The following is a 19,373-nucleotide window of genomic DNA, read 5'->3' as shown; positions in this document are numbered from 1 at the left end:
GGCGATGTCCCTGAACATCACGGCGGTTTTCATGATATTGGCCGCATTTGCCGCATTTCGGCTGGTTGCAATATCGCGCGAAGGTTCTGCCGACCAACTCCAGACGGCGTAGCCCGCAGAGAACCTCCTGTGCAGGAGAATGCATATGGCCGCCAGAAAGGTGATGGCCGTCAAGGACTGGTCTTGCGGCATGAGCGACGAGCTTGGCCGCGTCGTCCTGACCATCAACCCGACCGAGGGTGAGCCCATCCTGGTTTTGATGACAATTTTCCAGGCGGCAAGGATGGCCGGGGAATTGCGGGCGCCGAAACTCGTCTCCATACCTCGGTGAGGCAGCGCCCCCGGGCAAAGCGATCAAGCTCGCCGAGGCAGCCCCAACGCCCTCCCCGGCGAGCCCTGTTGCTCCGTTACGATGAACAATGGAGCAATTACTGCGTTACGGATCCGGGCGCCATTAAGTTGCATCCGGCCTCCTGAAACCATTTCGCGGACCCCGCGTTGACCACCGGGCCGACACAGGAGACATCTCATGACCGTCAACTGCCGCATATCGATCGACAACCGGCCGGAGGCCACGGACGCCGTTTTCCAGGCGGTTCCCCGGATTGGCGAAAGCGTTGCGCTGTCGATCGACGGAACCACGCAGGATCTGCGGGTATCGCGCGTCGTGCACGTCACCAATGGCAGCCTGGAAGGTGCCGCGATCGTCGTCGAAGTGACGACAAACATCCTCTGAATCGAGAGTTATCGTCCGCTACGCCGGCCGGCACCGCGCGGCGACCGCCGACCGTTGCGGGGACCAGGGCGGCCCACGCGCGGTGAACCGCTCTACTCCTTGCCGCCGTCGGAAATGCCGTTGCCGTCGGCGGTTGGCAGGATGCCGAAGTCTTGCGACTTCGCCCCTTGCTCCGCCGTCAGGAAGCCATCCGCGGCAAGACCGCGCCGCAGCAATTCCCTGACGGCGGCCGAACGGCTCGGCATGCGCTTGTCGAAGCGCCAGTTTTCCAGCGCCGCCAGTTCGTCTGACGTCAGCATGATCTGCAACCGTTCCGGGCGTTCCAGTTCAGTCATCGCGCTTCCCTCGCTCTGGACCACGTTTACGTCGAATGAGCATTCAACTCATTTACCTCATAATTAGGAAACCGCTCCTAGCGCGTCAAGACCTCGCGATGTGTGAACCGCTTCTCGTGCTCATGATGAGCCTGACGGGTATTCGGCGTAAGGCGCACACTTGCATAACTATGCTAACTGGTTGATTTATTTGGGTATTATTAATTCGTGACTTGCCAAGGCGAAGTCTTTGCCGCATTGTGCGATCTGAACAGAAAACCGTTCCCTTCGGGAGGTTTCGATGCGGTATAATTACTCGGCGCGACTGCGCGATGACGTCCGTTCAGCGGTCCAGATCGCCTTCAGGAAGACCGGCATCGTCAGCATCACGGCGGTGGCGGAGCATGTAAGGGTCAGGAATCTGGCCGAAAACGTCGCCCTCGAGGACGTCGAATACCTTGTCTTCCAGGCAGCCCAGTTGATTGGCGCCGCAATTGAATTCGACGGGCTCACCAATTTCGACGGCGTAGCTGGTCTGTTCGTGGATGGGCTCGGTGGCGACGGTGGCGAGCACGTGATCGCCCAACTCGACAGGCCTGGTCCGGCAACCCTGCAGTAGGGCAGTTCCGGCTGAACGCGCATTTGTCCCGTGCCAGTCAGGGGGCCTCCTCAAAAGGCCGCCCTGCTGTTTCTGTACCCTGATGATGATGAGAGCTGTTCCGTCAGGCGGAGCCGGCGATTTGTGAGGCGAAGTCCCGATAGGGACGCAGCGGGCGGCCCAGAAGCGCGGTCAGCCGCTCGACGTCCCCGGCCTCGGGCAGCATGCCGTCGGTCAGGAACCGCTCGCCCATCAAGCGCATGTCGTACGCCATCCAGGCAGGCAGGAACTGCTTGAGATTCTGCTCGAAACCTTCGGTATTGTCGCCGCCGTAGCTGATCGGGCGTGCGAGCACGTCTGACCAGATGGCCGCGATATCCGTCCCGGTCAGTGTCTGCGGACCAACGAGATTGATCCGCTCCAGCGCAAGCGGCCCTGCGGATCGTTCCCGACGCAGCAGCTCGAGAGCGGCGATTTCGGCGATATCACGCACGTCGACCATGGCGAGCCCCTTGGTGCCGATCGGCATTGTGTAGGTGCCGTAGCCGGTGATGACGTCTTCGATCATCAGGTCGTTCTGGATGAAGTAGGCCGGGCGCAGGATCGTAGCCTGGAAGCCCATCTGCTCGATCATTCGCTCGACGCCGAATTTGCCGGCGAAATGCGGCACGTTCACATAGACGTCCGCATGGATCACCGAGAGATAGACGATCCGCTCGATGCCCGCCGATCGGGCGACGTTCAGCGCGACCAAAGCCTGGGTGAATTCGTCCGGCACCACGGCGTTCAAGAGGAACAGGGTGGAAACGCCGGACATGGCTTTGCGCAGCGAATCGACATCGAGAAAGTCGCCTTGCGCGACCGATACGCCCGCCGGGAAGCTGGCTTTCGACGGATCGCGGACGAGAGCACGGACATCGGCGCCGCGCTTGACGAGGTGCTCGACGACTTGGCGGCCAACATTGCCTGTGGCGCCGGTAACAAGGATGGTCATGGAATTTCTCCTGTTGGGTTGCTTGACAGGCCCAATATGTGTGGCTCACAAACAGTCAAACAGGCCGAAATTTTAGACGTACCGTCTCACTGGTGGAACACTCATGGATCTTCTGGCCCTGACCGATTTCAACCTCGTTGCCCGCCATGGGGGTTTCGGCAAAGCGGCAAGGGCCACCGGCCGGCCCAAGGCAACGCTGTCCCGGCGGGTTGGAGACTTGGAGAGCAGCCTTGACGTGCGCCTGTTTGAACGGGGTGCGCGCAACCTGAAGCTCACCGAGGAAGGGCGAGCACTCTTCGAGCGGACGGGGACCTTGCTCGCCGAGCTGGACGAGACGGCCGCCGAGATCGCCTCGGGCGGCCAAAGACCCAAGGGCAGGCTGCGGATCAGCGCACCTCTGCATTTTTCTCAGACCGCGATGGGAAGGATCGCCGCGGGATTTACCCTCAAGCATCCCGAGGTGAGGCTTGAGGTCACGACGGAGGACAGGGCTGTCGACATGATCGAGGAAGGTTACGACCTGGTGATCCGGGTCAACCCGAAACCCGACGAAAGCCTGGTCGGACGAGCGTTTCTCCGCGACCGCCTGGTCGTTGTGGCGAGCCCGGACCTTCCTCGTACGACCGGTGGGCAGGCCGCTCCTGGCGTTGCACGCGGCACAGGCGAACGCCAGACATGGCACGTAAAGGACCATGGTGGCCGCTCGACGATTGCGGTCGAGCCTGTCCTTGCTCTGTCGACGCTGATCATGGTGCGGGATGCGGTGCGGGCCGGCGTCGGTGTTGGACGTCTCCCAATTTCCCTGGTGAGCCACGATTTGGCTGACGGCACCCTGGTGAATTGGGGGGACATCGATGGCCCGGAGATCGCTCTTTGGACGCTCTACCCCTCCCGGCGGCTGCTCAGCGCGCGCGTGTCGGCGTTCCTGGATTTTCTGAAACAGGCCTTCCCGAATGGGACGCCGGACGAACTGGCCGCCTATATCGGCAGGTGATGCCCGGCCGCTTTCGCCGGCAAGAACCTTTATTTTTCGCGGAAAGATTTCCGGCGGAACAAGTTGGGGCGACGAAAATTACCTTGTCACCCTTACAAGAGGAGGACGTCGTGAAAGGCTTGCGCAGTCTCCTTGCCGAACTGTCAGCCAGCTGGCTCAAGCGCCGCAAGGCGCAGGCGCCCACTGTCGTGAACACAGTCAAACCCCGCCCCGCCCATCAGGCGCCGCGGCAACGTGCCGCCCACAAACCCAAAACACCGTCCACCCGCGACGTCTCCTCGAACATGTGAGCCGCGCGCACAAGATGGGTCGCCCAATGCCATTGGGAGGTATCGGCAACTCTCACACCGGATTGATTGGCATCGACGAAACCTTTGAGCGGCCATAGGCGTTTATCGCTTCAGCCCTATCGAGGTGGTTCCAATGCAAACGGCATGGTTCTCGAAGCCTGTGGCGGTTTCGGTCGGCGTCACCGGTTCCATCCACCATCTGTCCAACACACAGCAGGCCATTGATTTGCTCACCACACATTGGCGTGACGCAGGCAGCCCGAAGCATCAGTCCGCGCTGCGCGCCTGCCGGCGGGCAACGAGCGGCGATGTCGCCCCCGACGTCGCCAGGGCGGCGCTCGTCGAGGCCGCGCGTGAAGCCCACATCCTGATCGAATAGAGTGTCGATTGATCGGCCAATGTCGATGCGGCTGCTATAGTCGCGGCATTCCCTCCTTGGAGACCCCACCATGACCCTGAACACACGCAAGCTCGGCAGCCAGGGGCTGCAGGTCTCGGCCATCGGCCTCGGCTGCATGGGCATGAGCCAGTCCTACGGCCCGGCCGACGAGGCCGAATCCATCGCCACGCTGCACCGTGCCATCGAACTCGGCTGCACCTTCCTCGACACCGCCGAGGTCTATGGCCCTTACGACAACGAAGCCCTGCTTGGCCGGGCGCTGAAGGGCAAGCGCGACCAGGTGACGATCGCCACCAAATTCGGCTTTCGCATCGAAAACGGCAAGCAGGTCGGAACCGACAGCCGGGCCGAACACATTCGAGAGGTCGTGGAAGCCTCGCTCGGCCGCCTCGGAACCGACCATATCGACCTTCTCTACCAGCATCGCGTCGACCCGGCGGTGCCGATGGAGGATGTCGCCGGGGCCGTAGGCGAACTCGTCGCGCAAGGCAAGGTGCGCTTCTTCGGCCTGTCGGAGGCGGGTGCGGCCGACATCCGCCGGGCGCATGCCGTGCATCCGGTGTCGGCCGTGCAGAGCGAGTATTCGCTGTGGGAGCGCAATCTGGAGCCGGAGATCATCCCGCTGCTTGGCGAACTCGGCATCGGCCTGGTGCCGTTCTCGCCGCTCGGCCGCGGTTTTCTCACCGGCCAGGTCAAGCGCGCGGAAGACTATCCCGACGGCGATTATCGCCGCAACGACCCGCGCTACCAGGGCGAAAACTACGACGCCAATGTCGAGGCGGCCGCCAAGGTGAGCGACATCGCCGCTGCCCGCGGCGTCAAGCCCGGCCAGGTCGCGCTGGCCTGGCTGCTGGCGAAGGGCGACGGCTTTGGCATCGACATCGTGCCGATCCCCGGCACTAAGCGCACAAAATACCTGGAAGAGAACGTCGCCGCCGCCGCCATCAAACTCGATGCCGCCGAGATGGCCGCGCTCGACGCAGCGCTTGCGCCGGGAAAAGTCTCCGGCCCGCGCTACACCGAGCGGGGCATGGCGATGGTCGATCGGTAGGGGTGCCTGCTCCAGCGTCCGCGACGGTCTCGCCAAGGTCGTTCCGAATAGACAAAGCTACCGAAAGCCCAGATGCTTCCGATAGCAGTGGGTTTCCACGGTGAACCTGCCGGCGACATCGTCCGGCAGCCAAAGTGCGTCTTCGAAGGTGCGGCTCAAGCGCCACCCTTCGCGGGCATAAAATCTCTGCGCGCGGAGATTTCCCGCCGTGCAGAAAAGCTCGGCCTCCGCCACGCCTTGTTCGGACAAGAGATGCTCGGCGCGTAACAGCAGATCGCGGGCGGTCCCGCTTCCCCGTGCTTGCGGGCTTACATAGAGTTTCACCAGCTCCGCTCCGTTGATGGAGACGAAGCCAAGCAATTCATCGGCTGCCGCCACATGGAATGCATCGGCGGATTGCTCCAGCCACAGCGAAAAATGCGCGGGCGTTCGGTACGCCAGGATTTCGGCCGGAACCAGATGCGCATGGGCATCATGCCAGCCCTGGTGCCACAGTTGCACGATCGCTGGCCGGTCGGCTTTTTGGGCTGGGCGAATTTCAAGCATTCCTCACCGCCTGCAAAAGTCTGGGATCTGCGCGCCAGGGTCATTTGCCGCTTCCGGCATTTCCAAGAATTACAATCCGCTGCATCATCCCTGGCTTTGCGAACATCTCAGAGCGTTCGCGCCCCATGCCTGTCCAGCGTGCTCGGGGCGTTGACCGCAAATTGCGCAGCGAAAGCCCTGATGTAAGCGGGCCGAGCTTCACCGCGCGCCACATAGGCAGCAAGGTTTTGATATTCGTCCAAAATGCCCGACATTCTTAGTCGCAGCAGCACCGATACCATCAACAGATCGCCCGCGCTGAATGCATCGTCGAGCCACTCGGCGGCGCTCAGGCGAGCCGAGAGCCTGTCGAGACAGGCGCGAACACGATCCTTCACCAATGGCAAACGCTCCTCGCTCCAGGGCTTGTCAGCTTCGAATATCTTTGCCGTCGTTAATTCGAGGATCGGCGGCTCGACTGTGTTAAGTGCGGCAAACATCCAGGTGATCGCACGCGCGCGGGCATCGCGATCGCCGGGCAGCAGGCCCGCGTGCTGCTCGGCAAGATGAAGGATGATCGAGCCGGTCTCGAACAGTGAGAGAGAACCCTCCTCATAGGTGGGGATCTGGCCAAAGGGCTGGAGTGCCAGATGGCCAGGCGCCTTTATCTCCGCGAAGGAAACAAACCGAACCTCATAAGGCTGCCCTGCTTCTTCGAGCGCCCAGCGAACGCGCGTATCGCGCGCCAGTCCCTTGCCGCGATCGGGCGATCGTTCAAATGCCGTGATGGTGATTGTCATCGCATCGTTCCTGATTGGGTGAATTCTTCGGCTCCTTATCGTCAAGACGAATGGGCCTCCCGGAAATCGACATCGGTCTGAACTATTTTCCGCAATTCGTGCCTGGCTTGTCCCCGACATTGCCGAAGAAGGCGAAGGCAGGGCCTAACCCGCCGCTGCTGCCGTGACCTTCTTGGACGCGGCCCGCTGTCGCCGCATGCGCCGTTTGGCGACAAGCTTGAGCGCGACCGGCGGCTCGTTTGACAGCGCGCCCAGCACGGCGTCGACCATGCCATGCGCCACGAAATCCGCGTTCATGTCACGGGCCAGTTTGTCGGCCGTCTCCTTGTCCTCAGCAGCGGCCTCCGACCAGAACACGATTCCCACCCGAAGTGCGGCCTTCGCGCGCTTCAGCCGGCGAACCAGGAAACGGGCGTGCTTGACGGAATCCCGGTTCAGGAATCCGACCACGACGGTGTCGACGGTTTCGAGCTCAAGGCGGCGAATGCTGGCGGGCTCCATATCCGCAAAGCCGGCTTTCGATACCGTCGCGCCCTGGACCTCCAGCACCTGCGCCAGCATCGCGGCGGCGGCGTCGTCGAGCTCGCCACGCCCACCGGCGCAAAGCACGGACATATCGGTGCCATCGGGCAGGTCGGTCTCGTCCTCCCCGTTGGGATCGCCATCGTCGCTCGCCTCTGCGGCCACGGGCGGCTCCTCCTCCTCACCTGCCTCCTCCTGCGCGCTGTCGTCGAGATTGGCGACCAGCATCAGGGCACTGGCCGCCACCTGCCGCCTTTGCAAATCGCCCATGACGCCGCGCACACGGTCTTGTTCGCCCAGCAGAAGCGCCGGAATGGCAACCTTGTCGTAGAATTCGACCAGATATTTCTCCTCCAGCATCTCCTCGGCATGGTCGGTGGCTTCTTCCGGATCGCCGGCCAGCAGCCGCTGGTACAGGCGCGCATGGGGTTCGAGCACGGGCTCGTTGCCGAACAGAACGTCGAGGAATTCAAACTGCGGCACGTGTCTGCCCAGCACCACCAGGCAGACGGTGAGCGGTGTCGACAGGATCAGCCCGAGCGGCCCCCAAAGCCACGTCCAGAAAATCGCCGCGACGATGATCGCCAGCGGCGACAGTCCTGTCCGCGAACCGTAGAGCCAGGGTTCGATGACATTGCCGGTGATCAGCTCCATCACCACGAACAGGGCGGCCGTCCACAGCACGAGCGACCAGCCCGGCGCAACGGCCAGCGCCAGGAACAGCGGCAAAAGCATGCCTATGATGGGGCCGATATAGGGCACGAAACGCAGCGCCAGCGCCAGCAGCCCCCACAGCAGCGCATTGGGAATACCGAGGGCCCAGAGCCCGATCGCGATCGGTACGGCGTAGACGATGTTGACGACCAATTGCATCAAGAGATAGCGGCCCACCCGCTTGGCGGCATCCTGAAGCGCCTCGGTGGTGCGGTGGAGGTCGCCATAGCCGACAAGCCGGATGAAGCGGTCGCGCAGATCCTCCCGCTCGAGCAGCATGAAGATGACGACGACGATGATCAGCCCGGCCGACCCAAGCGGGCTGATCAGCGGCCCGACGATGTTCTGCAGGACCTGGAGCGGCCTTTCGCGCGCGACGATCTCGACCGGCACCGGCTCGCGCGGCGGCTTTTCCGGGGTGGCAGCCGGCAGCGAGGAGTCCTGCCTGTCGATCTCCTGGCCGACCCGCTCGACCACCTTGCTCAGTCTGGCAAGGATCCCGCCCCCCACCCCGGTTTCCTTGAGCGAGCGGATCTTGGTCAGGATGTTGGTCTGGTAGACTGGGATGTTCTGCGCCAGTTCGCTGACCTGCGTGGCGACGATGAAGGAGAACAGGCCAAGGGCCGCGAAAGCGCCGAGCACGCTGGCAATGACGGCGGCAATTCGGGGGATACCGACCTTTTTAAGAGCTGAGACAAGCGGCGCCAGGGCGAAGGTCAGCAGCAGCGCGATCGCGATCGGCAGGAAAACCTCGCGCCCGAAATACAGTGCCGCCACTGTCGTGACGATGGCCGCCACATTTGGCAATGAGGTTCGCGGATGAAGCGCGGCCGCTGAAAGGGCGTCCCCCGGCCCATCAGCCGGAGACGCCGTGCCGTTTCGACGATTGGCCACGTGATGCCTCCCTGCCAAATGCCATGATCGGGCATATAGAGCCGACGTGCAACTTTAGCCAACGGTGAAATACACCTCACTCAACAGGCAATGATCCGGCCCGCGTCGGCCGCTCTCAACGCGCGGAATGGAAGTCAGGCTCGCTCGTTCGGATCAGCGCGCCGCATGCCTGGCCAGCGCGTGCTCGATCAGCACGTCGATGGTTTGGCTGTAGCCGATGCCTGATGCCGCCAGCGCCTTGGCGTACATCGAGATGTCGGTGAATCCGGGAATGGTGTTGACCTCGTTGACGAGCAGGCTGCCATCGGCGCGCAGGAAGAAATCGACGCGCGCCATGGCTTCGCAGCCAAGCGCCTGGAATGCCCGCCGCGCCATATCCCTGGCCTTCTCAGCCACATCGGCCGGGATATCGGCGGGCACCTTGACCAGCGCGCCGTCGGCATCGAGATATTTGGCCTCATAGGTGTAGAAGCCGTGCTTGCCGGCCGGAATGATCTCGCCGGGCAGCGACACCGTCAGCGACCCGTCGGCGCGCTCCAGCACCGAGAACTCGATCTCGCGGCCCTCGACGAATTCCTCGATCAACACTTTGCCGTCGTAGCGGAAAGCCGTGTCGATGGCCTGCTCGAAGCCGTCCCTGTCATTCACCTTGCTGACCCCGAAGGACGAGCCCTGGCGCGCCGGCTTGGCGAAGAACGGCAGGCTGAGCATCCCGGCAATCTCCTGGAAGGAATGCTTGCCGTTTCGATGCACGGTGACGGAGCGGGCAACCGCCAATCCCGCCTCGCGCATCAGCCGCTTGGCGACATCCTTGTCCATGGCGGCGGCCGAGGCGAGGATGCCGCAGCCGACATAGGCGACATCGGCGACCTCGGCATAGCCCTGCACCGAGCCGTCCTCGCCGAACGGCCCGTGCAGCACCGGGAACACGACGTCGATGGGGGGCAGGTCAGGCTGCGTACCATCCCGCGACACGGCAGCCAGCCGGCCCTTGCCGCCGGGCAACAATGCAACCTCCGGGCCGTCTTCGGATGCCGGCGCCCCTGCCGCGTCATCAAGTTGTTGCAGCAGCCATCTGCCGCTTCGCGAAATAGCGATCGGCACGATGTCGTAGCGCGTCCGGTCGATCGCCTTCAGCACATTGGCGGCCGACAGGCGCGACACGTCATGCTCGGCCGAACGCCCGCCATAGAGGATGGCCACTCTTGTCTTACCGGTCATCGAAATCCCTCGACTGTCAAAAAATCAAATGGCGACGGCAATGCCGCGATTGGCGAAGAAGCGATCGAAATCGGCTGGCGCCAACACTGCGTCTGCCTGTGTGGCGGGGTCATGGCCGGACGGGTTGTGGAAGCGGAAACCCTGGTTGGATGCCGCCGTGACCAGCACCAGATGACCGCCCTTCGAGGGCGGCTCGCGCTCGGGCCAGCGGATCGAACTGCTGACCGACGCGATGAAGAAGCGCGTCCGCTGCATGATCGCCGGAATCTCCGCCGTCGCGACATTGGTCACCACCTCGGCCCGGAGTCCAAAAACCTCTTTCACGAAGCTGACGAAGGGCGCGTAGATCAGCCCCTTGATCGATCCCCCGTTGATGACATAGCCGCCATATACGGTGCAGCGCCTGGCAAGCTCGATCGTCGGCACGATCTCGCCGCGGCTTGCCAAGATCATCTTCAGGCACGCCATGCCGCAGATGTTGGCCGCCCAGACCGCATACTCATCGAGAGTTTCCGCGCCCGACCCCCGCCACAGCGGATCGCGCCTGAGCGCAACATCCGCGCCGTCGGCGAGGACGTCCAGCGTCAGGTCGGGCGTCTCCCACTGGCTGAAAAACGGCACGGTTTCAGGCAGCGGGTTCATGCGGTCTCCTCGGGCGGCTGGCTCCCTCTCGTATACGAGGATACGAGATGGATGAAAAGCCGCTTAGGGCGCCCGTTTCGAAATTCGCTCGGGTAGCGCTGCAAGAGGATGTCATCCTCTGTTCGGTCGACCTTCACCGACATACGGCCGGAGCCTCCCCGCCTTCGTCATCCACGGGCGGAGCAGGAGCGAAGCTCCGTCGCGGAGACCCGAGGATCCATGCCGCGAGCTTAACCATAGAGTGCAGCGGAGCGGAATTCTGCACCGTGGCGCGCACTCGGAAGTCGCGGCATGGATCCTCGGGTCTGCGCCGCGTCGCTACGCTCCTTGCTCCGCCCGTGGATGACGAGTCATGGGCGTTCCGCCAAATCACCAAGGCAAGCGACGCCTCAACGCAAGCGACCCGTCAACCTGCAGAGGTACTAGCCCCCTCGCCGCCTACTCGGCCTTCGCCCAACCGAATACCAGCCATGCATATTTCGATTTTTCGTCGGGTTCGACAGTGTAGGTCATCTGCATGTCGCCGTCCTTGGCGTAGATATCCAGCCGGGGCCCCGTCTCCAGCTTGAGCCACGCCGAACTCTTGCTGAAGGACCAGGTTCCGCACCAGACGCAAGGCCCCGACGTCGGATCACCCGGCTGATGAAAATTGTAGCGGCCGTCCGCCGTGATCTCCAGATAGTCGAACGCGCCGTAAAACGCGGTCACCGTCTGCTGGAATTCATTGGCGGCCGCTTCCTGTTCCGGTGTCGGCGCATCCTTCATATCGCGCGGCGGCCGGATGGCCCCACCGTTCAGTTTCCATTTGCCGACAAAATCCTTCTGGGTCGGAAGATATTCCTCCTGCGCCTGCGCCGATGAAACATAAGCAAAAGGTGATATACTTCTGAGGCCAACGGCGCCGATCGCAAATAAAAGCGTGGCGCCACAGATCGCCCTTGTTGGGTTTTGCATAAAAAATATATCTCCACGGGGGTAAGGGGAGTTTTATTGAGGATTTTGCAGCGCGCGTTGCTTCGATACCGATTCCCGCTCGCCATTCGCACGGTTAGCATCGTGGCCACCAATCTGGCAACGCAAAGCAGCCTCTCTCTCCAGCATCGCCCCATGCGGCCGCGATCCCGGCCGGCTGAATATCGGCAGCTTAGAAGGTGATCTTCACCGAAGCGGCGCTGCGACTATGCGGGCCGTGATGGACGGCCTCGATGTTGTTGCCGTCGGGATCGAGCAGGAAGGCGGCGTAATAGCCGGGGTGATAGGGCCGTTCGCCCGGTGCGCCATTGTCCGTGCCGCCAGCCGCCAGCCCGGCCTTGTAGAAGGCGTCGACCATGGCGTGGTCCCTTGCCTGGAAAGCCAAGTGATGGCGGCCGGTGAGTTTTCCCTGTGCGGCCCGGCTGTCGGCAGTGGAGACAAACAGCTCGTCGGCCCAGAAAAAGTCGGCGCCGCTGCCGCCAATCGGGGCATCGAGCGCCTGCAGGACCGCCTCGTAGAAACGCCGGCTGGCCGCAAGGTCCCTGACCACCAGTTGGATGTGGTCGATGAGCCGGCCGCGATGCAATTCCTGGGTTTCCATGAAAACGCCTCCTCGTGTGGGTTCGAATTTAGGTTCGGACAGGGCGTCGTCAATGCGGATACTCCTTCCGTCCAGCAAACAAAAGGCCCGCTGGGAGGGGATCCAGCGGGCCTTTGGAAAGCATGTCTAGCCTTCAGAGGTCTGAGGGGGGATCAGACCTAGTAAGAACCTTTGTTGGCCGCGGAGGTTCCACCCGAACAAAAAATTGCCGATGGCCGGTCGAAACCGCGGAATTCGAGCGGTGGAGGCGATTTCTTTCGCGAGACCACTCTCAGTTTGGAACTTTCCGCTCGCAACCGGGTTTGGTGGCGCGGTGGGAGGAATTGCGATTGGATTGTTTTCAGAGGCTCGAAGCGCTTGTCGACAGCGCCGGTGTCGACGATATCGAGGAAGCAACCGCTCTGCTGCGCCGGTTCAAGGGCAGGTCGCACGAGGTCGCGGCAGCCATAGATGAGTTCATGCTCGATTTCATGACGTTGGTCTTCGTCGTCGAAAACGGCGAAGAAGGTGTCGAAAAGCCGGTCCGCAAGCTCGCTCGCACCAGGCTTTCAAAGCTTGAGCGGCTGGTGACTGTAATGGCGGAGGCAAAGCCGGCTTCCGGCGCCGGCCTATCCCTTCAGGATGGCGGCTAGCCTGGGAATGCCTTCGCTCACCGCGCGCCGGTCGGCGAGCGTGAAAGACAGCCGCAGCGTGTTGCGCCCGGTGCCGTCGGCATAAAACGCGCTGCCCGGCACGAAGGCCACCCGCGCCTCCTTGACCGCCCGCGCCAGAAGCTCGGTGGCGTCGGCCCCTTCCGGCAGCGTCACCCAGACGAACATGCCGCCTTCCGGATGGCTCCAGGTCACGCCTTCCGGCATGTGGGCTTCCAGTGCAGAGAGCAGCCCGTCGCGGCGCTCGCGATAGGCGCCGATGAGTTTTTCTACCTGGCCGTCGAACACGGCTTCGGCGACGCGATGCATCACCACCTGGTTGATCGACGGGCTGTGCAGGTCGGAGGCCTGCTTCATCAGCACCAGCTTCTCGACGATTTGGCGCGGCGCGCACACCCAACCGACCCGCATGCCCGGCGACAGGATCTTCGAGAACGAGCCGCAATAGAGCGTGCGCGCCTTGTCGATACCGCCGGACCTGATGCAGTCGAGCGCCAGGATCGGCGGCTCGCCTTCGCCGTCATAGCGCAGCGCGCGATAGGCGGCATCCTCGATGACGGCGATGTCGAGTTCGCCGGCGAGGTCGAGCACCGCCTCGCGCTGCTCACGGTTCAGCGTGTTGCCGGTCGGGTTGGCGAAATCCGGCACCAGATAGGCGAATTTGGCCTTGCCGCCATTTGCAGCCGCCGCCGCGCGATAAGCATCGGGCGTCATGTTGCCGCCGGCCGGGGTCAGGCGGTCGTAGCGAGGCTCATAGGCGTTGAAAGCCTGCAGCGCGCCCAGATAGGTCGGCCACGTCACCAGCGCGGTATCGCCCGGCGACAGGAACAGTTTGCCGAGATAATCCAGCGCCTGCTGCGAGCCGGAGGTGATGAAGATATTGGCCTCGTCACAGGCGACGCCAAGCTTGCCCATCTGCCCGGCGAGCCAGCGCCGCAACGGCAGATAGCCTTCCGAGACCTGGTACTGCAGCGCCGCACCCGCCTCGGCGCCGCCCAGCACCGAAGCATAGGCGTCGCGGATCGCCTCGGCCGGGAACAGCGCCGGGTCGGGAATGCCGCCAGCAAACGAGATGATGTCGGGCTGGTCGAGCAGCTTCAAGAGTTCGCGGATTTCCGACGCTTTCATGCGCGACGAGCGCGAAGCCAACAGATTCATAAGGGTCACGACACGCCTCCCCAGACGCTGCAATATAGGTCAACTTGGCTGACCTATATCAGTCTTTGCCGGCGCTTTGAATAGGGCTGAAAGCCGTCCGCTATGCGCCAGCCGCTGTCCGGGCGGGACGGGGCGGGAAACTACAAGGTTCTCTTATAGCCGAGATGGCTGCCGGTGAAGCCGAGGCTCTCATAGAAGCGGTGCGCGTCAGCGCGCGACCTGTCGGTGGTCAACTGGACGAGGCCGCAGCCGCGCACCCGGCACGCATCGATCGCCCATTCGATCATCAGCCTGCCGACGCCCCCCGAGCGCCGGTGGCCGGCAACCCGAACCGCCTCGATCTGCCCGCGCCACGCGCCCTTGCGCGAGAGCCCGGCAAGGAAAGAAATCTGCAAGGTGCCAATCACCTCGCCGCCCTCGACAGCCACCGCCAGCAGTTGACTGGGATCGGCGTCGATGGCGTTGAAAGCATCGACATAGCCTTGCGCCAGCGGCAAGGAAGCGTCCTCGCGGCCGGCGCCAAGCGGATCGTCGGCCAGCATCGCGACGATATCAGGCAGGTCGGAGGCCTGCGCACGGCGGAAGGTGATCATGGTGTCGAGATATCGCGAGGCGGCGGCAGCGGCAAGATTTGAATACGCTCCCACTAGGCGCTGGCTAAACTTCGCCCTCATACGCCAGCTGCGCCTGCGTCAGCGCGTCATCAAGTCTCGCACCCTCGGCATATCTAGCCAGATTCTGCGGCCGCTCCACACCGGGCAGCAGCCTCGGACACGGCTCGGTGGCGCCGACCACCATCCGCACCGGGATGACGCCGGCCCACACCGGATGCCCGTAATCCTCCTCGTCGTCGCCGACGCCCTTGGCGCGCACTTTGGCCGACGCCTCCTCGATGCGCATGCCGATCACCATCGTCGCCTTGGCCTCCTGCACCGAGATCGGCCGCAAGGTCTCGCTCCGGCCGGGATAGAAGCGGTCGACGACTCCGGCCAGCGCCTTCAGTTTCTCATCAGGTTCGTCGATGATCCGCGCCGTGCCGAAACACATCGCCGAGCGGTAATTGGCGGAATGGTTGAAGCCCGAGCGCGCCAGCACCAGCCCGTCGAGATGCGACACCGTCAGACACGCCGGCGTGCCGCCGCGCAGATAGCGCAGCATGCGGCTGGCCGACGAGCCGTGCCAGTAGAGCATGTCGTCCTCGCGCCAGTGGATGGTCGGCGTGCAATAGGGCTGGCCGTCGAACGTATAGGCGACATGGCACAGAAGCCCGGCATCCAGCACCGCGAAGACTGCCGCATGGTCGTAGCTGCCGCGCTCGTGCAGGCGCTTGACGCGGTTGCGGCTGGTGGTCGGAAAGCTGGCTGGCGTGTCGTTCACGGCTTGCATCCTTGGTTGTTGTCTGCCAACCATGCGCCATGACATTGGTTGATAAAAGAACCAATCCGATGAAGAAAAAACAGACCAATTTGCCGGATTGGTCGGCGCTGATCCCGGTCCTGCCGGGCGACGGCCCGCGCAGCCGCGAGCTTTATGCGGCGCTCAGGCGGCTGATCGAGACCGGCGCGCTGGCCGCCGGGGCCAAATTGCCGACCACCCGGGATCTCGCACAGCGCTTCGGCGTGTCGCGTTCGGCGGCGGTTGCCTGTTTTGAAATCCTGGTCTCGGAAGGCTTCGCCGTCGCCAGGATCGGTGCCGGAACCTTCGTCGCGCCTGACGTGCCGCATCTGCCGACAACACTGGTCAAGGCGCGTCCGCCGGAGATCGACGCAGCCACCTCGCTGCCCTGCGGCCTTGGCGTGGCGGTGTCCGATCCGCGCACGCTTGATTTGTTTCGCATCCTTCTGTCGCGCCACCTCGCTCGCCCCGGGCCGGAGCATTTCCGCTATGGCGATCCCCGTGGCGGCCTGCCGCTGCGCACGGCAATTGCCACCTATCTCAGGACCGCACGCGGCGTGCGCTGCGACGCCGGCCAGATCGTGCTGACTTCGGGCACGCAGCAGGGGCTGGATCTTCTGGTGCGCGCCGCGCTCAGCCCCGGCGATGCCGTCTGGATCGAAAACCCCTGTTACCCGATGGCGCAGGCCGTGCTGGCCGGCAGCGGCGCCAGGGTTTTTGGGGTACCGGTCGACGCGGAAGGGCTCGATCCCGAGATCGGCGAAAGCCTGTGCTCCAAGGCGCGCGCGGCCTATGTCACGCCCTCGCATCAATATCCGCTCGGCGTGACGATGACGATGCGCCGCCGTCTCGCTTTGCTCGACTGGGCGCGGCGCAACGATGCCTGGATCATCGAGGACGACTACGACAGCGAGTTCCGCTATGCCGGCCCACCGCTGACCTCGCTGCAGGGCATGGACGGTTCAGACCGTGTCGCCTATCTCGGCACCTTCTCGAAAATCCTCTTCCCCGGCCTGCGCATCGGCTATGTCGTGGTGCCCGAAGCGCTGCTCGATGCCGTGATGGCGGTCAGGGCGCGCTCCGACCGCTTCCCCTCGACGCTGGCCGAAGGCGCGCTGACCGACCTGTTGAACGAAGGCCATTTCGCCGCGCATCTCCGGCGCGTGCGCCGCCGCGTCCAGGCCGCGCGCGACGTCCTGGTCGCCGGCCTCGAGGCGCATTGCGGCGATGCCCTCGAAGTAACCGTGCCCGAACAGGGGCTGCATTTGATGGCGACGCTGAAGGACGCCGGGCCGGACACCGCGATCGTCGAGGCGGCGAAGGCGGCGGGTGTCGGCGCCAGGGCCTTGTCCTCAATGTTCATCGGCGGGGCGCCCCGGCAAGGTCTGGTGCTGGGTTTTTCGGGGTTTTCGGACGAGGAGTTGATGGCCGCGACGGTGCGACTGGGTGGGGTGGTTCGGCAGCAAGCCCGGTGAGCCAACGAGAACCGCCTCATTGGTGCGCCGGCATCGAACTGTAGAGCCCCTCAATCCCCCTCCGCTGGCCCGGCCTTGCCGCACTGCGCCAGCACCTTGCCGATGGCCGCACTGGAGCCCTTCAGCGGAAAGCTGATCTCGCCATATTTGGCTGAACTGACCGACACATCGCCCTTCCCGCGCAGCAGGTCGAGCAGCGGATCGGCTTTCGCCAGATTGACCACGAAGTAGTTGTACATGGCCTCCAGCTGCAGCGTCTTCGTTACCGTCTTGCCGTCGGCCTTGAACGCGAACGAACCGCTGATGCCAGGCTCCAGTTGCTGGCCGGTGGCACCGAGATCGTAGCTCAGCACCGGCGTGTCGAAACAGGTCAGCATCAGATGCGCATCGCCTTTCGGCCCGCCGCAGACCGAGGCGGTCAGCACGCTGCCGCCCTCGTCTTCCTCCATCTTGGCGCTCCAGCCACCGCACGACGCGGCAAACGCCGGCTGCGCGGCCTGCAGGACCGCAACCGCACCGACGACGACGAGATGTCCAGCTCTCATGACTCCCCCCAATTGACTGCCTCCAGGGCATTTGCAGCGCCCGTCGGCAGCATATAGGAAAAGCGATCCGATGGCATGCCCGTTGCGGCAACCAGTCCTGTTTCGCGGAGAGTTGGATTGAAAGCCTGCGTTCGCCTGTGTCTGTCCTTTGCCGCCCTGCTGGCCTCGCCGCTCACCGCTCATGCCGAGTGGAAGCCGGTCGAGAAGATCGAGCCCTACGCGATCTCGGGCCGGTCCGGCGCCGAACTCTACCGCTCGATCGGCGAGAAAGGGCCAAAGCTCGGCATTGCCCGTGCCATCGCCTACACCAATTTCAAGCTGACCTGGGGGTTAAGGGACTACCGGCCCAGGGGCAAGGACTGCGTGCTGACGGCCGGGCGGCCGAAGCTGATCGTCACCTACACCTTGCCAAAACCCTCCGGCTCCCTGCCGCCCGCCGTCCAGAAGAACTGGGAAACCTTCATCGCCGGCGTCGCCGCCCATGAGAAGGTGCATGGCGCCAGCATGGTCCAGATGGTCCACGATATCCAAGCCGCTACGGACGGCCTGACCGTCGCCGACGATCCCAAATGCAGCAAGACAAGGGCCGAGGTGGTCAAGCGGCTCGACGCGATTTCGAAGGCGCGTGTGCAGGCAAGCCGAGATTTCGACCGCGTCGAATTCGGCGATGGCGGCAATTTGCAGAAACTGGTTTTTTCGCTCGTGACCGGCCCCTGACTGGCGCAGCCTCCAATCCGAAGTTGGCGGCAGTGCTATCTCGACCGCTGGCGCCCGCGCTCTCCGCCGCTTCGCCCCAGCTCACCGCGTTTCCGCACTCGCCCGCAGCTCCGCGCGCTTCTCGTCCGATACCACTGCCAGATCCAGCACCTGCTGCAATTCGGCGGCATGGCGGAAGGACGGTTCGGCTTGCACGCCGGATCGCACTGCGTCAGTGAAACGCTGGTAGTTGGTCGGCACCGTGCCGGCGTCGAGCTCTTCCCATATAGCGTTCTCGACGTTTTCGCCGATGCAGGCCTTGAGCGTCGAACCATCGAGATTGTGCACCACTTCGATGCCCCCCTTCTCGCCATAGATGCGCAGACGCAGCTCGTTGAGATGGCCTGTCGCCCAGCGGCTGGCATGCACCACGCCGAAGGCGCCGTTGGAAAAGTCCAGCGTCATGGCGAAGCTGTCATTGGCGTCGAGCCCGTAGTCGCCGATGCGGTTGCCGGGCGCCTTGTCGAAGGCGCGCAGCCGGCAGAAGACATGGTCGATGTCGACCGCGGCGCCATAGCTGGCGAAATCGAGGATGTGGATGCCGACATCGCCAAGCACGCCATTCGAGCCGTGGCCGCGCGACAGGCGCCACAGCCATTTCGGATCGGTGCGCCAGTCGCCCCAGAATTTCGACACCAGCCAACTTTGCAGATAGGACGCCTCGACATGCCTGACCATGCCGATCTCGCCCGCCTGCACCATCTGGCGAGCCTTCTGCAGCGCGGCGACGTTGCGATAGGTCAGGTTCACCATGTTGACGATGCCGGCGGCCTCGGCGGCGTCGGCCATCTCGGTCGCCTTGCCGAAGTTTTCGGCCAGCGGCTTCTCGCACAACACCGGCTTGCCGGCGGCGATCAGCGTCATGGTGGTCGGGTGATGGATGCGGTCGGGCGTGACATTGGCCACCGCGTCGAACTCGCCCCATGCCAGCGCCTCATCCAGCGCGGTAAAGCGGTTGGGAATGTCAAAGCTGTCGGCGAACTCGCCGACCCGGGCCGGATCGACATCGACCGCGCCGACAATGTCGACGCCGTCGATGGCGATGAAGCGCCGCGCATGTTCCTGCGCCATCCAGCCGGTGCCGAGTATCAAAAGCCGCATTCTTTGCTCCTTGGGGTGAGATGCC

General features: G+C 63.7%; 23 protein-coding genes. 9 read left to right on the top strand and 14 right to left on the bottom strand.

All coding sequences use genetic code 11. From position 1 onward, the window contains the following. The first annotated feature begins 145 nt into the window (after nucleotides 1–145). Both NKJ00_RS16280 and NKJ00_RS16275 read left to right on the top strand, forming a co-directional pair. Entirely contained in the window at nucleotides 146–331 is a 186-nt protein-coding gene (locus NKJ00_RS16280) for a hypothetical protein (protein WP_352630390.1), read from the top strand. Between the two features lie 198 nt (nucleotides 332–529). Then, nucleotides 530–736, top strand: coding sequence for a hypothetical protein (locus tag NKJ00_RS16275; RefSeq protein ID WP_013530768.1), 207 nt, complete (start codon nucleotides 530–532; stop codon nucleotides 734–736). A 92-nt stretch (nucleotides 737–828) separates the two neighbouring features. On the opposite strand, the gene NKJ00_RS16270 is transcribed toward NKJ00_RS16275, so the two are convergent. Further along, nucleotides 829–1,071 carry a hypothetical protein gene (locus NKJ00_RS16270; protein WP_023813828.1) on the bottom strand — a complete coding sequence of 81 codons (243 nt, stop codon included), beginning with the start codon at nucleotides 1,069–1,071 and terminating at the stop codon, nucleotides 829–831. 280 nt (nucleotides 1,072–1,351) lie between these two features. Between NKJ00_RS16270 and NKJ00_RS16265 the strand changes: the two genes are divergently transcribed. Beyond that, the gene (locus NKJ00_RS16265) at nucleotides 1,352–1,669 is read left to right on the top strand and encodes a hypothetical protein (RefSeq protein ID WP_023813830.1); all 318 of its coding nucleotides are present in this window, start codon (nucleotides 1,352–1,354) and stop codon (nucleotides 1,667–1,669) included. 103 nt (nucleotides 1,670–1,772) lie between these two features. On the opposite strand, the gene NKJ00_RS16260 is transcribed toward NKJ00_RS16265, so the two are convergent. After that, nucleotides 1,773–2,642, bottom strand: coding sequence for an NmrA/HSCARG family protein (locus NKJ00_RS16260; RefSeq protein ID WP_352441247.1), 870 nt, complete (start codon nucleotides 2,640–2,642; stop codon nucleotides 1,773–1,775). A 103-nt stretch (nucleotides 2,643–2,745) separates the two neighbouring features. Between NKJ00_RS16260 and NKJ00_RS16255 the strand changes: the two genes are divergently transcribed. From NKJ00_RS16255 to NKJ00_RS16245, 3 genes are all read left to right on the top strand, one after another. Beyond that, complete coding sequence (locus NKJ00_RS16255) at nucleotides 2,746–3,636, top strand: LysR family transcriptional regulator (protein WP_352630387.1); 891 nt, start codon at nucleotides 2,746–2,748, stop codon at nucleotides 3,634–3,636. A 423-nt stretch (nucleotides 3,637–4,059) separates the two neighbouring features. Further along, nucleotides 4,060–4,305, top strand: coding sequence for a DUF982 domain-containing protein (locus NKJ00_RS16250; RefSeq protein WP_023813833.1), 246 nt, complete (start codon nucleotides 4,060–4,062; stop codon nucleotides 4,303–4,305). 70 nt (nucleotides 4,306–4,375) lie between these two features. Continuing rightward, nucleotides 4,376–5,377 carry an aldo/keto reductase gene (locus NKJ00_RS16245; RefSeq protein WP_352630385.1) on the top strand — a complete coding sequence of 334 codons (1,002 nt, stop codon included), beginning with the start codon at nucleotides 4,376–4,378 and terminating at the stop codon, nucleotides 5,375–5,377. A 57-nt stretch (nucleotides 5,378–5,434) separates the two neighbouring features. Here NKJ00_RS16245 and NKJ00_RS16240 read toward each other — a convergent pair whose 3' ends face one another. The 7 genes from NKJ00_RS16240 to NKJ00_RS16210 all read right to left on the bottom strand — a co-directional run bounded on the left by NKJ00_RS16240 (nucleotide 5,435) and on the right by NKJ00_RS16210 (nucleotide 12,268). Continuing rightward, nucleotides 5,435–5,923 carry a GNAT family N-acetyltransferase gene (locus NKJ00_RS16240; RefSeq protein WP_352630383.1) on the bottom strand — a complete coding sequence of 163 codons (489 nt, stop codon included), beginning with the start codon at nucleotides 5,921–5,923 and terminating at the stop codon, nucleotides 5,435–5,437. A 107-nt stretch (nucleotides 5,924–6,030) separates the two neighbouring features. Beyond that, nucleotides 6,031–6,702 (bottom strand): glutathione S-transferase family protein, encoded by a 672-nt coding sequence (locus NKJ00_RS16235; RefSeq protein ID WP_352630381.1) that lies wholly within the window; start codon nucleotides 6,700–6,702, stop codon nucleotides 6,031–6,033. A 144-nt stretch (nucleotides 6,703–6,846) separates the two neighbouring features. Then, complete coding sequence (locus NKJ00_RS16230; RefSeq protein ID WP_352630379.1) at nucleotides 6,847–8,832, bottom strand: AI-2E family transporter; 1,986 nt, start codon at nucleotides 8,830–8,832, stop codon at nucleotides 6,847–6,849. A 153-nt stretch (nucleotides 8,833–8,985) separates the two neighbouring features. Continuing rightward, nucleotides 8,986–10,053 carry a D-alanine--D-alanine ligase family protein gene (locus NKJ00_RS16225; RefSeq protein ID WP_352630377.1) on the bottom strand — a complete coding sequence of 356 codons (1,068 nt, stop codon included), beginning with the start codon at nucleotides 10,051–10,053 and terminating at the stop codon, nucleotides 8,986–8,988. Between the two features lie 24 nt (nucleotides 10,054–10,077). Continuing rightward, the gene (locus tag NKJ00_RS16220) at nucleotides 10,078–10,695 is read right to left on the bottom strand and encodes a cysteine peptidase family C39 domain-containing protein (protein WP_352630375.1); all 618 of its coding nucleotides are present in this window, start codon (nucleotides 10,693–10,695) and stop codon (nucleotides 10,078–10,080) included. A 438-nt stretch (nucleotides 10,696–11,133) separates the two neighbouring features. Next, the gene (locus NKJ00_RS16215) at nucleotides 11,134–11,649 is read right to left on the bottom strand and encodes a hypothetical protein (protein ID WP_352630373.1); all 516 of its coding nucleotides are present in this window, start codon (nucleotides 11,647–11,649) and stop codon (nucleotides 11,134–11,136) included. Between the two features lie 190 nt (nucleotides 11,650–11,839). Then, nucleotides 11,840–12,268: a VOC family protein gene (locus tag NKJ00_RS16210; RefSeq protein ID WP_352630371.1), complete on the bottom strand. Its 429-nt coding sequence runs from the start codon at nucleotides 12,266–12,268 to the stop codon at nucleotides 11,840–11,842. 329 nt (nucleotides 12,269–12,597) lie between these two features. On the opposite strand from NKJ00_RS16210, the gene NKJ00_RS16205 reads away from it, so the two are divergent. Continuing rightward, a complete protein-coding gene (locus tag NKJ00_RS16205; protein WP_352630369.1) occupies nucleotides 12,598–12,900 on the top strand; it encodes a hypothetical protein in 303 nt (100 codons plus the stop codon). On the opposite strand, the gene NKJ00_RS16200 is transcribed toward NKJ00_RS16205, so the two are convergent. The 3 genes from NKJ00_RS16200 to NKJ00_RS16190 form a co-directional block, all read right to left on the bottom strand. Continuing rightward, nucleotides 12,877–14,076, bottom strand: coding sequence for an aminotransferase-like domain-containing protein (locus NKJ00_RS16200; RefSeq protein WP_031213765.1), 1,200 nt, complete (start codon nucleotides 14,074–14,076; stop codon nucleotides 12,877–12,879). The genes NKJ00_RS16205 and NKJ00_RS16200 overlap by 24 nt on opposite strands. 140 nt (nucleotides 14,077–14,216) lie before the next feature. After that, a complete protein-coding gene (locus tag NKJ00_RS16195) occupies nucleotides 14,217–14,669 on the bottom strand; it encodes a GNAT family N-acetyltransferase (protein WP_023813845.1) in 453 nt (150 codons plus the stop codon). A gap of 64 nt (nucleotides 14,670–14,733) precedes the next feature. After that, the gene (locus NKJ00_RS16190) at nucleotides 14,734–15,486 is read right to left on the bottom strand and encodes a pyridoxamine 5'-phosphate oxidase family protein (RefSeq protein WP_031213766.1); all 753 of its coding nucleotides are present in this window, start codon (nucleotides 15,484–15,486) and stop codon (nucleotides 14,734–14,736) included. 35 nt (nucleotides 15,487–15,521) lie between these two features. Here NKJ00_RS16190 and pdxR point away from each other — a divergent pair, with 35 nt between their 5' ends. Beyond that, nucleotides 15,522–16,946 carry a MocR-like pyridoxine biosynthesis transcription factor PdxR gene (gene pdxR, locus NKJ00_RS16185; RefSeq protein WP_352630367.1) on the top strand — a complete coding sequence of 475 codons (1,425 nt, stop codon included), beginning with the start codon at nucleotides 15,522–15,524 and terminating at the stop codon, nucleotides 16,944–16,946. Nucleotides 16,947–16,996: 50 nt separating this feature from the next. Here the strand turns inward: pdxR and NKJ00_RS16180 are convergent, their stop codons facing one another. Next, nucleotides 16,997–17,491: a hypothetical protein gene (locus tag NKJ00_RS16180; RefSeq protein ID WP_031213769.1), complete on the bottom strand. Its 495-nt coding sequence runs from the start codon at nucleotides 17,489–17,491 to the stop codon at nucleotides 16,997–16,999. Nucleotides 17,492–17,566: 75 nt separating this feature from the next. Between NKJ00_RS16180 and NKJ00_RS16175 the strand changes: the two genes are divergently transcribed. Beyond that, nucleotides 17,567–18,208: a DUF922 domain-containing Zn-dependent protease gene (locus NKJ00_RS16175; RefSeq protein WP_502895812.1), complete on the top strand. Its 642-nt coding sequence runs from the start codon at nucleotides 17,567–17,569 to the stop codon at nucleotides 18,206–18,208. Nucleotides 18,209–18,289: 81 nt separating this feature from the next. Here NKJ00_RS16175 and NKJ00_RS16170 read toward each other — a convergent pair whose 3' ends face one another. Then, nucleotides 18,290–19,348 carry a Gfo/Idh/MocA family protein gene (locus NKJ00_RS16170; RefSeq protein ID WP_023813850.1) on the bottom strand — a complete coding sequence of 353 codons (1,059 nt, stop codon included), beginning with the start codon at nucleotides 19,346–19,348 and terminating at the stop codon, nucleotides 18,290–18,292. Between the last annotated feature and the right edge of the window lie 25 nt (nucleotides 19,349–19,373).

Source organism: Mesorhizobium sp. M0227 (genome assembly GCF_040321855.1).
GTDB lineage: Bacteria > Pseudomonadota > Alphaproteobacteria > Rhizobiales > Rhizobiaceae > Mesorhizobium.
Note: the sequence above shows the minus strand (reverse complement) of the source record. Positions and strands in the feature narration are given on the sequence as shown.